Here is an 11,833-nt window from a genome sequence, read left to right as displayed (position 1 = left end):
CACTACAGCTTACTATCAGGAGCGTTTATGTACCGTCTATGTGTTCGTGATCACTTTATGATTGCGCATAGCTTTAAAGGTGACATTTTTGGTCCTGCCCAGCGCACGCATGGGGCAACATATGTTGTTGATGTGGTCTTTCAGCGCCCGGAGCTTGATGAGGACGGACTAGTGATTGATATCGGCCTTGCCAGTGAAACGCTCAAAGAGGTGTTGTCGCACCTGAACTATCGCAATCTGGATGACGAAGAAGCCTTTAAGGGTAAAAACACCTCAACCGAGTTTATGGCCAGCGTTATCTTCAGCCGTTTGGCCGATGCCATCGGCGAAGGCCGAATGGGAAAAACCGCGCAAGGCATCGCTCGTATGGAAGTCAAACTGCATGAGTCGCATATTGCCTGGGCAAGCTATGAAGGCGATCTATGAGTGAACCACTGACGTTTATTATCGCGGGGGCGCTTGATCAGCGCACCGGCGGCTATATCTACGATGCACGCATTGTCGAAGCGCTGCGTCAGGAAGGGCGCACCGTCGATGTCATCAGCTTATCAGGCCGCTTCCCTAATGCTGACCAGGAGGCTGCCGAGCAATTGGCTACGGCACTAAACAATTTGCCCGAGGCTACGGACGTTGTGATCGATGGTCTCGCCATGGGGATGTTACCGGACATCATTGTTCAGCAGGCCAAGCGGTTGATGATGACGGCATTGGTGCATCATCCGCTGGGTGATGAGCAAGGGCTAAGCGAGTCCGAGCAGCAGCAATTTCATCAGTCCGAGATGACGGCGCTTGCCGCAGTCTCACAAATAATCGTGACCAGTCGGTTTACTGAGCGCCGGTTGAAGGTGTTGGCAAACCACTACGCCATGCCTATGGCGGCTACCATTAGTGTTGTCGAGCCAGGGGTGGATGTTGTCCCAATGAACGCCGCCCCAATACCTGGCGAGCCGTTACGGTTTGTGTGTGTGGCAACGCTTGTTCCGCGTAAGGGGCAGGATGTATTGGTCCAGGCGTTGGCGGGATTAAACCAGAAAAACTGGCAGTGTGACTGTTATGGCGGCGCACGTGATGCGGCGTTTGCCGAGCGGGTAGAGCAGTTGATTGAAGCGCATGGGCTTGCGTCTTGTGTGCAGTTGCACGGCGAGTGCGACGCGGTGACCTTAACCCAAGCGTATGAAAGCGCGCATGCCCTGGTATTGCCTTCCTGGTACGAAGGCTATGGCATGGTGGTCACCGAGGCGCTGGCGCGAGGCCTGCCTGTCATTACCACGACCGGTGGCGCTCTTGATGAAACCTTGCCGGAAGGCGCAGGCCTTAAAGTAACGCCTGGGGATGTAAAGGCACTGACACAAGCACTGAGCCGTTTTTGCGATGACCCCGAGCTGCGTGCGTCGCTTAAAGCCGGTGCAGAAGCGGTACGTGAAACGCTTAGCGATTGGCAGCATGCCGGTGCTGCGTTTGCTAAAGCGCTGAACCCGGCTCCCTCTTTTCATAATGGCAGCCAGTTTGAGGCCGATTGGCTCACGCTACGTGAAGAGGCGGACGTTACGTTTAGAAGCCAGCAGCTCCCTCAAAAAGCCGCTATATGGTTAAACGAACGCACTCAGACGCCGAGGCTGGTCGATTTAGGGGCAGGTAGAGGAAGCAATATGCGTTTCCTCGTGCCTTTTCTACCGACGCCGCAGCACTGGACGCTCATTGACCATGACGCTGAACTACTCAACGACGCCCGCGACAGCATCGGCAAGCTGGAAAATGCCCAGGCGGGCATTCGGGTAGAAACGCTCTGTACGTCGCTTGATTCGCTTGTTCATGTGCCTCTGCAGGATGCGGATCTGATAACCGCATCGGCACTGCTGGATCTTGTGTCTCAATATTGGATCGAAACGCTCGTAACGCATTGCCAGTCACGTGACCAGGCGCTTTTAATGGCCCTTAGCGTGACCGGAGAGTGGGGATTTACCGATGCCGAGAATACGCCCTTATCCGATGATGATGACCACTGGCTACTGGCGCTGTTTATGGCGCATCAGCATCGCGACAAGGGATTAGGTGATGCCTTGGGCGGGCAGGCTCACGAGACGCTGGTTAATGCGCTTGAACAAGCGAATTATCACGTTGAGCAGGTTGCTACCCCTTGGCTGTTGAGTTCGGCTAACCGCTTACATCAGCCTTTAATGACGGCGCTAATTAACGGCTGGGCGGAAGCGGCGACAGAACAGGCACCAGAGGCCGCTACTCGCATTGGTGAGTGGCGTGAGCGACGTACACACTCGGCGGCTTCCGGTGAGGTGGGTATTTGGGTGGGCCACTGTGACCTGCTAGCAACGCCCGAAAAAAGGGCGTAACCCGATGAACATGCAGCGGATGTGGCGTTCTCCTTGGGCTCAACGCGGGCTAATGAGTGCTGGCTTGCTGGGTGCGATCGCGTTATTTGTAGAGCCCCGTGACATCATGGACCAGGTACAGCGCTTATCGTTGGGTTGGGTCGTTGTGGCGCTGCTGATTAGCGTGGTTCAAATTATGCTCAGTGCGTGGCGATGGCAGTTGACGGCCAACCGAGTCGGGGCTCCGCTGCGGTTTAGCTATGCATTGCGGGAGTACTATCTTGCTTTGTTAGTAAATCAGATCGTGCCTGGCGGCATTTTGGGCGATGCTGGCCGCGCTCATCGGCACGCTCAGCAAGCAGGCTCACGGGGTAGCGCATGGCGGGCGGTAATTATCGAGCGCACCTCTGGGCAGGTGGCTGTGGTGGGTTTAACCATTGTGGCCTTGTTACTTTCCCCGCTATGGCACGCCGTGCTTGGCTGGCCGGTTAGCCTCACTATTATTGGAGGGCTGTGCCTTGCAGGCGTGGCCGTGTGGCAAGGGGTAGTACGCTTGCCTTCATCACGGTTACCGGCGTGGTGTCATTCGATGGGAGTGGATATCAAGCGAGGCCTTTTTAGCCCCGGGGTGTGGCACCTACAGCTGGTATCTTCGCTCGTTATTGTCATGAGCTATGGGGTAGTCATGGTCTGTGCGGCGCGTGCAATTGGCGTCGAGCTTGCGGCGTCGCAAATTTTGGCATTGGCGCCGGTGCTTCTATTCGCCATGTTAATTCCGCTGTCCGTTGCCGGGTGGGGGCTGCGTGAAGGGGCCGCCGTGGCCACTTGGGCGCTGGTGGGGCTGCCCACTGCTCAAGGGGTTGCGGTATCCCTTGCTTATGGCGTGCTAGTACTGCTTTCAAGCCTGCCGGGCATTTGGGTAGCACTGGATAAACGTCATCGTTCCCAGCCGTCAGGTGAAGGTGGCGGCTCTCAGCAACACGTCAAACAGCGTATCGTCTCCACAGCGAAATGTTCGCATCGCCGGGCGCAGAGCACTTCCAAGCGTCTCGATAGGCGTCATCTGAAGCCCCGGCCTGCCCGAGCCGATCAGCAGTGGGGCGACCAGAAGATGCAGGCGATCGATAACATTTGCTTCAATAAACCGGGAGACCGTTATGCCGCCCCCCTCCACCAGAATGCGCTTCAAACCACACTGATTAAGCAGCGTGATCACATCATTTGGGGCAAACTGCCCCTGCGCATTAAGCGGCAGTACACGGCGCTGAGCCCGCGAATTGGTCGGCAGCGGTGCATCCGGCCCCACGATGTGCAGCGTGGGCGCCGAGTCGGTGTGGAACAGCTTAATGCCTGCGGGCACACGGCCGCGTGGATCAAGTACTACCCGCGTGGGATGCGTGCCGGTGACATGGCGCACTGTCAATTGGGGGTTGTCAGCACTGACCGTACCGGCGCCGACGATAACGGCATCCACCAAAGCCCGAAGACGGTGCAGGTGAACCAGGCTCTCATGGCCGTTGACGTAGTGCGAGTGGCCGCTCTCCGTCGCAATACGCCCATCCAGGCTTTGCCCCAACTGGGCAATCACCCAGTGGGGGCGGCTTGCCAGCGGCACCAGGCAGTCCAGCAGGTCAGTGGCCGCCGGTGTTATAGCGTTCTGACTGTGCCAGTTGCCCTCAGCGTCGAGCCGCAATGGCGCCTCGGTTGTTTGGCCTTCACATATTGCCAGCAGCCACGCCCACGCCGTGTCTATATCCAGCGACGCCTTCTTCTCCAACAATGTTTTAGGACCAGAGCAGCCACTATGGTGATGAGTGTCGGACATAACGCCTCCACGCTGAGAAAACAGTCTTATCTTGCGGGGCCGTATAGTTCAACGCAAGCGTACGCTACCCGCTGCACCAGGCAATTAGGAGGCCTGTATGTATCATATTGAACGCGCTATTTTCGATATTCGCCGTGGACTGCCGGTTGTGCTTAACACGGGGGAAAAGCGTCTGCTGGTACAGGCATTAGAGGGCATTGAGTCGGTCGATATGCTGGCCAAACTCGCAGGGACGCGACCATCTCTGGTATTAACGCGCCATCGTCTGGAGGCGATGGGCATGTCACTAACGGCGGAAGCAGCCTGTTTGCCATTGGTTGAGCATGTGAACGAAGATGATTTGCAGGCGCTCGCGGTGGTTCAAACGGCAAGTCGACCCGCGCATTCCTTATTAAGTGGCCTTAAACTCGCAGGGCCAGGTGAGCGTGGCGCGGTCGCACTCTTGCGCCGTGCTTTGCTAATTCCAGCCGCGCTATGTGCCGATGTGAGTGACCAGGTGGCTGAATCGGTGGCGCAGGAAATTGCTCAAGGCAAGCTGTTGGAAGTTGATGCGAGAGATGCTGCAAAGTGCCTGGCCGGTGCACCGGGTATGCTGAAACGGGTGAGCGAAGCCAGGATTCCGCTGGAAGACGCTGCTGAAAGTCGCTTTGTGCTGTTCCGCGAGCCGGACGGGCTACGCGAGCATGTGGCGGTAGTGATCGGACAGCCTGAAACGCTGGAAGGGGCGGTTCCTTTACGCCTGCATTCTGCATGCCTGACCGGCGATTTATTTGGCAGCCTGCGCTGCGATTGCGGTGAGCAGTTGCGTAATGCCGTGGCGGACATTCAGGCCATGGGGGGAGGTGTACTACTTTACCTGGCCCAAGAGGGGCGGGGCATTGGGCTTGCCAATAAGCTGCGCGCGTATACTCTGCAAGATGGTGGCCTGGATACCATGGATGCTGACCAGGTGCTGGGGTTTGGTGACGACGAGCGCCAGTACGCCGTGGCGGTGGACATGCTTAATGCGCTGAAGATCTCTCAAGTGCAGCTACTGACGAATAATCCATTGAAGATCGCTGCCCTGCGTGAAGGCGGGATTGAGGTGGTATCGCGTCAAGCACTTTATGGGAGCGTCACCGACCAGAATCATCGTTACCTGAGCGCAAAAGCCAATCGAGCCGGCCATCTTTTCGGCGACGTCTTAGGCCGACATGGGCGCTAACACACCAGACCATTGCGGGTAGTAAGTAATTAACACGCTTAAAACGCAGGCAGCCGAGCCGTTTCCGTGATCACGGTTGCCAGTTGTTCAGCGTAATGTTGTACCAGATGTTCGCCCAATGCCGACGTGGCTTGGCGGGCATCACCGGCCACGCCGTGTTGGCTTAAGTCCTCGGCGAGCCAGGCAAACGCGGCGGCCCCTTCCGGGCCTACCAGTCGGCAATTTTCTAACGTGCCGAGCGGGGCAGCCTGATAGTTGTCCAGATTGACGGTTGTTGGCGCCAGGTATTGCATCATGGCGGTTTCAAGCAGTCCGCCGTGTAATCCATAACGCAGTTCCTGAGCGTCAATCGCACCTTCAAGCGGTGGTAGCCGCGTATACGTCACTTTAACGACGCGCATATTAAACTGCTGACGTAGGGTGAGCGCGGCCAGGTCCATAATGGCTTTATTGCCGCCATGGCTGTTGATGAGTACCAGCCGGTTGATGCCCGCCTGAGCGACGCATTTACCATGCGCTTCAAGCGTGGCAATCGCGAGCGACGCAGGAAGGCTAAGCGTGCCAGAGAAGTTAGCGTGCTCGTCGCTTGCGCCCACCGCAATAGAGGGTAAGCAAACGACCTCTAGAGCGGGGTCAAGAACGCTCAGCATAGCAGCCTGCAGCCCTTCGCCAATAATAAGGTCCGTGCCTAACGGTAGGTGTGTGCCGTGCTGCTCAATCGCGCCCAGCACTAAAACGGCGACAGGATCGCGCTCGGCGACCGCCGCTAACTCGGGAGCGCTAAGCGCTTGCCAATCGTAAATCATAAATCCTGAATTCCTAGCGTAAGCTCCTTGTAACGGAGCTTGGTATGGAGGGTGTGATAACCGATCCTGATGAACGTTTTAGTAAACATGTTTTAGTAAACATGTTTTAGTAAACGCGTTTTGGTAAACATGTTTTGGTAACCATAGCGCGCCTGCGCTTGAAACCACACCGCTGTTGGCAGGTTAGGTCGAAAATTAACGTTTGAAAAGCTGCAACACGTCATCACCCACTACGGGTACGCGCCAGTAGGGGATGATCCGCTCGGCAGGCATACAGGTCGCCCGAGCGCAGGCCATCTGCACCTGCGGCGAACCACAGGCTGCGTTGTCGACCAGGGCGCCAATAAACCAGCATCGAACAGGCGCGCCCGCTCGAGCTGCTTAGCCGATGTGCTAGCTGGCCAAGCATTAATGGGGCTCCTTCGTCTGGGCAGCCGGGGACGACAGCGCCTGGATGCTAAACTGGTTTAGCGACTGAGGTGGCATCTCGCCAGACAATTCAGAAGGCAGCGCATTAAGAACATACGGGGAACCATCGGCCATGGCAGGCAAGGTTGAATTGTCACGCGACATAAGGGCGTTAAATTCATCCAGCAAAGATGGGCTTAAACTCGTGCTAGGCGTTTGCAGCAGCCCTAAGCGCTGATTGATAACGCCGCCCCACGTGCTGCTACTGGAGTACTTGATGATCGGCACGGCTAACAGCAGGCCCAGCCATACCGGCGATAGCCATCCAAAGGCTGAGGCGGAAAACAGCATGACAGCTCCCGCCCAGGCAAGGCCACATAACGTCATCCAGCCAGCATGCTGCCACACTTCTCCCCATGGTAAAGAGCGCTCGCCTCGGGGTTGGGTTTGCCACTCAATAGAGCGTCCTAGCAGCACGGTGATAATAAACAGGCTGTGCCATGCCATCATCAAGGGAGCAATCAACGCGGCAAAGAGTATTTCCAATACCATGCTGGCGAATAGCTTAAGCCTGCCACCAAAAGCATGAGGACACTGTCCGAGTGCTAGTAAAAACCCCAGAAACTTGGGTGCCAGCAGCATCCCCAAGGTAACAGTCAGTAGCCCTACTGATAATGATTTGGACAGCATCTGCTCTGTCGGCTCATCAATCGCCTGGTAGCCGACCAGGAGGCTCGTACACAACAGCAAAGCGAGCCACACAAGCGATGATAAATAGGCAAAGGCGCCGAAGAAAAAATGTAGCCGACTGATTGGGTGAAAGCCTGCGCCCGTTAGCAAACGTAGATGCTGTAAATTTCCCTGCAGCCAACGACGATCACGCTTGGCAAAGTCGAGCATATTGCTGGGCATGGCCTCAAAGCTGTTATGAGAGGCGCTGGCATACGGGTCATGGCGTGAAACGGCGGTGGTGGCCGTGGTATCAAGAAGTACCTGCCAGCCACTTCTTTTTAACAGTGCGGCTTCAACGAAATCGTGGCTAAGAATTTCCCCGCCAAGCGGCGGTTTTCCGGGAATGGTAGGCAAGCCTGCGCTGGCCATAAAGGCGCGCGTGCGCACAATGGCGTTATGCCCCCAGTAGTTGGCAGCATCGCCTTGCCAGAAGCTTTGGCCTGCGGCCAACATCGGGCTGTAAAGTGCAGAGGCAAACTGCGTGAAAAGGCCAAACAGCGTGCGCTGGCCAACTGGAATCGGCACGGTTTGAATCAAGCCGACACCGGGCTCGCGCTGCATGCGGTGAACAAGTGTTAACAGCGTCTCGCCACTCATCAGGCTATCCGCATCCAGAACCACCATATAGTCGTAGCGGCGTCCCCAGCGGCAGCAAAAATCGGCAATATTACCTGCCTTACGCTCATGGTTGTTCTCTCGGCGACGGTAGTGAACCGCCAGTTGGCCGGCAAGGCGCTGCTGAAGTGCTGCCACGTGGGCGGCCTCTTCCTGGGCTTTGTTGAGGTCCTGCGTATCACTCAGAATAAAGACGTCGAAGTGTTCGCTTAAGAGCGTCTCAGGACGGTTCGAGGAGGTGTGTGCCTGCTCAATTAGCGAGCGACAGGTCGCTTCGAGGCCTGCAATAGTGGGGATGGGAGGTTCTGCATAAATCGGCATGACCAGCGCTGTTTTACTCACCAGTAAATTGCCGTTAGGCGAAAGCGGCACTTGCCGACGCAGGCTTAAGGGATCTAGCCGCAGGGCGCACACAATAAAACCGAACACAGCGCCCCAAAACGCCAAGGCGATCCAGCTAAACGTTAGTGCAAACAGTACCAACATGGTGATTTGCCAGCCTATTTCCAAAAAGGAAATAACCTTGAACATCACAACACAGCCAGCAATGCTGGAACTGATGACGAGCACGGCCAGCAATGCGCGACGAAAGGCCAACCACGGAATCAACGGGGTAAGTTCAATAGATTTACGCATCGGGATACCACACATAGTTCCAGGTTTCGCTAATGGGCTGGTTGTTGAGCATTAAACGCAGGCGGATATCACTTGGTTCAGTTGTCGGCGGAACTCGAAAGCTGGCGCGCCACATGTTATCGGGGAGCGACATAACATGGGGCTGCGTGACGTTGCCGGTTTGGGTGCTAATGTCGAGCTTGACGGGTTGGTCTGGGGCAATGTCGTCAAGCGCACCGCCTTGAAAATCGACAACAAACTGGCGCTCTAATGTAGCGCCTTCACTGGCGCTCCCCTCAATGGTGGCCTTGCCATGACGGGTGCGAATGACTCGGCCTACGTCGTGGTCCTGGGCATCATTGAGTGTGTGGGTATGATAGTGAAGGTGGCGTGAGTCCCCAGCGTTAAGCGGCTCATCGTCGACCCAATAGGCAACAATATTGTCGTGGGTTTCATCCGGAGTGGGTATTTCTACTAGTTCAACATGACCTGCGCCCCATGCATCAATAGGCGCTACCCATTGGCTGGGCCGTTGATGGTAATGCGCTTCCATATCCAAATAGCGGCTAAAGTCACGCTCACGCTGCATCAGCCCAAAACCGTGGGGGGCGTTATCCACAAAGCTTGAAATATGTGTCTCTTGAGGATTACTGAGCGGGCGCCAAATCCATTCATCAGCGCCTGTATGTATCAATAATCCGTCAGAGTCGTGTACCTGCGGCCGAAAATCATCAAACCTTTCATGGCTAGACTCGCCAAACGTGTACATGCTGGTAAGCGGGGCTATACCTAGCTTGGCGACATCGTGACGGGCAAATAGCTCGGCTTCTACCTTGGCATTGGTTTGCTCACCAGGACGCAGTGTTATTCGGTAAGCACCGCTTAACGATGGACTGTCGAGCAGCGCGAGCAGCGTGATTTCATCGGCATCTTCGCCTGGCTTATATAGCCAAAACTCCCGAAAGGCTGGAAACTCTTCCTTTTCAGATGACGCTGTGTCGATCGCTAATCCTCGCGTTGATAATCCGTAGGTTTGGTCCTGGCCCACCAAACGGAAATAGCTGGCGCCTAAAAAGACCGCGAACTCATCCGCGTAATCGTCATTGTTGAGGGGATAGTGCAGCCGAAATCCGGCATGGCCACTGCCGGTTAAATCCTGCTCAAGAAGCGCCTCAGCATTGTCATCGTACTGAAAATCATCGCTGGAGAAGGGCAGCGGAGTAACGTCATCGCCCTCAATGATATTCAGCGTGATAGGCGTTTGAAAAATAAATCCGCTATGAAATAACTGTAAATTGAAGGGGCTTTCATCACGCCAGTAGGCCTGGTCGGGCGAAAAGCGGATTTGTCGATAGGTGTCGTAATCAATCTCTTTTAGGGCCGAGGGTAGTGATTCTTCAGGCGCTTGATACGCCTGTTCAGCAAGCTGTTTAGCCTGCTCAATGACCGCATTGAAATGGTCATCTGTGTGGGCACTGGCTGGCAATGCCGTAAAGCAGCCAAGCAGTAATATCCACTTTCCGATCTCCGGGCTCTTCAACGTCGTACAGCGCATAGGCGAGTTCCTTTCGATGGCTGACTAAAACAGGGTGAGCTAACATCACTATCAGCATGTTTGAACAAATTTTGTACACTAAATCCTTTATGCACACCGTTCATTTAACGTATGGTCGTTAACATGGCTATGCTGAGAGAACCATGAGCATGCTATGTTGCGACTATTTATAGGTGCTTTCGCTCTTAATATCCTCCTTGTTGCGCCTTTATGGTGGCACGTTGGCACGCTAGGCCAACCGCTTATCGCTTGGGAGGCGTGGGTCATCGTGCCGCTCATGTTATTGCTCCCCGTTGGCTATGGTCGCCGCGTTCTTGGCGTGGCCATAGCGGGTTGGGTGGTGTTAGTCACCGCTGCTAACCTGGGTAATGCCACCACTTATACGGCATTTGGACGCCCGCTTAACGTATATTTAGACCTGCCTTTGTTGCGCTCAATCTTTCACTTGTTAGTAGGTAATGTAGGCCAAATATGGGCATTTTGCGCGATGCTTGCAGGCGCAGCTGGGCTAATGGGCATTTTGTGGGGGCTTCTTTACGTGCTGCTTCCGGCGCTTTCCTGGGGGCTGGATCGCTTTAAGGGAAAAGTGGCGCTAGGTGTTTTACTTTTGGCCGCGGGCCTGGCCATCGCGGATAATGTTGGCAAGCCATTATCTCGTCTCTCCACACTGCCCGCCGTGGAGTCAACGCGTTTTCAGTGGCAGCAAATACGCGTGACCCATCAGGCACAGCTGGACTTTGCTGAGCAGCTTGATTCGGTGTCGCTTGACGCTCAGCCGTTGCCAGGCCTTGAAGAGGTCAACGTGCTTGTCGCCTTCGTTGAATCTTATGGCGTGTCCGCGCTCAATGATGTTCGCTATAGCGATATATTGTTGCCGACGCTGGCAGCCATGGAGCACCGCTTGGCAGCGCAAAATCTCCACGTGGTGTCGGGGTTGCTGCAGGCGCCTATCCGGGGAGGACAATCCTGGCTGGCACATGCCACGTTACTCAGCGGTCGCTGGATCGATAATCAGCTTTGGTACTGGCTGATGCTTAACAGTGAAAACGCAACGCTCATTGATGACTTTAAGGCAACCGGGCAACAGACGTTGAGTATTATGCCCGCGATTACGCTTGCCTGGCCGGAAGGTGAAGCGTATGGCTTTGACACTATCGTTGCCGCTAAAGATATCGATTATGCAGGCCCCGCATTACATTGGGTCACGATGCCTGACCAGTTCACGCTTGATTATACGGAGCGCCATTTGCTGGGTAATACGCCCGTATTTGCTCAAATGGCGCTGATTTCAAGCCATGCCCCCTGGACGCCTATTTTGCCGGTGATTGATGACTGGGAAACGATAGGCGATGGCGCTATTTTTGCGCCTTGGGAGCACGCGGGTGACCCACCGGAGGTGGTCTGGCAGGATGTTGAGCGGATACGAGACCATTACGCTTGGTCTGTCGACTACGCTGTAGAGGTGGTCGGACGTTGGGCGGAGCGCGTGGTAGACGATAAAACGTTGCTGATTGTGCTTGGCGATCATCAGCCAGCACCGCTTATTACCGGTGACGATGTCAGTGCGGCAGTGCCGGTGCATATTATTAGCGGTGACCCAGCGTTATTGGCGCCTTTTTGCACGTATGGATTTGTGGAGGGCACGCTGCCGTCATTGGATAACCCTGAAAAGGCTGCGCGAATGAGCCAGCTTCGCCACTGGTTACGGGAAGCATTTGGCAGCCGGTAACGCTTTGCCTACAAGGA

At 55.4% G+C, this 11,833-nt stretch carries 9 protein-coding genes and 1 pseudogene; 5 read left to right on the top strand and 5 right to left on the bottom strand.

The genetic code is table 11. The annotated features are described in order from the left end of the window. Window positions 1-27 precede the first annotated feature (27 nt). The 3 genes and pseudogenes from CZ787_RS12760 to CZ787_RS19115 form a co-directional block, all read left to right on the top strand. The gene (locus CZ787_RS12760) at window positions 28-426 is read left to right on the top strand and encodes a 6-pyruvoyl trahydropterin synthase family protein (protein ID WP_087109789.1); all 399 of its coding nucleotides are present in this window, start codon (window positions 28-30) and stop codon (window positions 424-426) included. After that, window positions 423-2,348 (top strand): glycosyltransferase, encoded by a 1,926-nt coding sequence (locus CZ787_RS12755; protein ID WP_087109787.1) that lies wholly within the window; start codon window positions 423-425, stop codon window positions 2,346-2,348. The genes CZ787_RS12760 and CZ787_RS12755 overlap by 4 nt, the downstream gene beginning before the upstream one ends. A gap of 4 nt (window positions 2,349-2,352) precedes the next feature. Next, window positions 2,353-3,216: pseudogene (locus tag CZ787_RS19115) on the top strand (lysylphosphatidylglycerol synthase transmembrane domain-containing protein); the annotation flags it as partial. Window positions 3,217-3,279: 63 nt separating this feature from the next. Here the strand turns inward: CZ787_RS19115 and CZ787_RS19110 are convergent. Further along, window positions 3,280-4,152, bottom strand: coding sequence for a RibD family protein (locus CZ787_RS19110; RefSeq protein ID WP_140398988.1), 873 nt, complete (start codon window positions 4,150-4,152; stop codon window positions 3,280-3,282). A gap of 97 nt (window positions 4,153-4,249) precedes the next feature. Between CZ787_RS19110 and ribA the strand changes: the two genes are divergently transcribed. Next, window positions 4,250-5,356, top strand: coding sequence for a GTP cyclohydrolase II RibA (gene ribA, locus CZ787_RS12745; RefSeq protein WP_087109783.1), 1,107 nt, complete (start codon window positions 4,250-4,252; stop codon window positions 5,354-5,356). 38 nt (window positions 5,357-5,394) lie between these two features. Here ribA and CZ787_RS12740 read toward each other — a convergent pair whose 3' ends face one another. The 4 genes from CZ787_RS12740 to CZ787_RS12725 all read right to left on the bottom strand — a co-directional run bounded on the left by CZ787_RS12740 (window position 5,395) and on the right by CZ787_RS12725 (window position 10,087). Beyond that, window positions 5,395-6,162 (bottom strand): creatininase family protein, encoded by a 768-nt coding sequence (locus CZ787_RS12740; protein ID WP_087109781.1) that lies wholly within the window; start codon window positions 6,160-6,162, stop codon window positions 5,395-5,397. A 223-nt stretch (window positions 6,163-6,385) separates the two neighbouring features. Then, complete coding sequence (locus CZ787_RS12735; RefSeq protein ID WP_087109779.1) at window positions 6,386-6,571, bottom strand: hypothetical protein; 186 nt, start codon at window positions 6,569-6,571, stop codon at window positions 6,386-6,388. After that, window positions 6,571-8,553: a glucans biosynthesis glucosyltransferase MdoH gene (gene mdoH, locus CZ787_RS12730; RefSeq protein WP_087109777.1), complete on the bottom strand. Its 1,983-nt coding sequence runs from the start codon at window positions 8,551-8,553 to the stop codon at window positions 6,571-6,573. The genes CZ787_RS12735 and mdoH overlap by 1 nt, the downstream gene beginning before the upstream one ends. Next, window positions 8,546-10,087 (bottom strand): glucan biosynthesis protein, encoded by a 1,542-nt coding sequence (locus CZ787_RS12725; protein ID WP_087109776.1) that lies wholly within the window; start codon window positions 10,085-10,087, stop codon window positions 8,546-8,548. Before CZ787_RS12725 ends, mdoH begins: the two co-directional genes overlap by 8 nt. A gap of 154 nt (window positions 10,088-10,241) precedes the next feature. Here CZ787_RS12725 and CZ787_RS12720 point away from each other — a divergent pair, with 154 nt between their 5' ends. Continuing rightward, the gene (locus CZ787_RS12720) at window positions 10,242-11,816 is read left to right on the top strand and encodes an alkaline phosphatase (RefSeq protein WP_087109774.1); all 1,575 of its coding nucleotides are present in this window, start codon (window positions 10,242-10,244) and stop codon (window positions 11,814-11,816) included. The last annotated feature ends 17 nt before the right edge of the window (window positions 11,817-11,833 follow it).

Source organism: Halomonas citrativorans (assembly GCF_900163645.1).
In the GTDB taxonomy this organism is placed as follows: domain Bacteria; phylum Pseudomonadota; class Gammaproteobacteria; order Pseudomonadales; family Halomonadaceae; genus Vreelandella; species Vreelandella citrativorans.
The sequence above is the reverse complement of the archived record's forward strand: the minus strand, read 5'-3'. Positions and strand labels throughout refer to the sequence as shown.

What these genes read in the sequence shown, in the direction of transcription:
- CZ787_RS12735 (WP_087109779.1), bottom strand. Translation starts at nt 6,571, where the DNA reads ATGCTTGGCCAGCTAGCACATCGGCTAAGCAGCTCGAGCGGGCGCGCC.
- CZ787_RS12740 (WP_087109781.1), bottom strand. Translation starts at nt 6,162, where the DNA reads ATGATTTACGATTGGCAAGCGCTTAGCGCTCCCGAGTTAGCGGCGGTC.
- mdoH (WP_087109777.1), bottom strand. Translation starts at nt 8,553, where the DNA reads ATGCGTAAATCTATTGAACTTACCCCGTTGATTCCGTGGTTGGCCTTT.
- ribA (WP_087109783.1), top strand. Translation starts at nt 4,250, where the DNA reads ATGTATCATATTGAACGCGCTATTTTCGATATTCGCCGTGGACTGCCG.
- CZ787_RS12725 (WP_087109776.1), bottom strand. Translation starts at nt 10,087, where the DNA reads ATGCGCTGTACGACGTTGAAGAGCCCGGAGATCGGAAAGTGGATATTA.
- CZ787_RS12760 (WP_087109789.1), top strand. Translation starts at nt 28, where the DNA reads ATGTACCGTCTATGTGTTCGTGATCACTTTATGATTGCGCATAGCTTT.
- CZ787_RS12720 (WP_087109774.1), top strand. Translation starts at nt 10,242, where the DNA reads ATGTTGCGACTATTTATAGGTGCTTTCGCTCTTAATATCCTCCTTGTT.
- CZ787_RS12755 (WP_087109787.1), top strand. Translation starts at nt 423, where the DNA reads ATGAGTGAACCACTGACGTTTATTATCGCGGGGGCGCTTGATCAGCGC.
- CZ787_RS19110 (WP_140398988.1), bottom strand. Translation starts at nt 4,152, where the DNA reads ATGTCCGACACTCATCACCATAGTGGCTGCTCTGGTCCTAAAACATTG.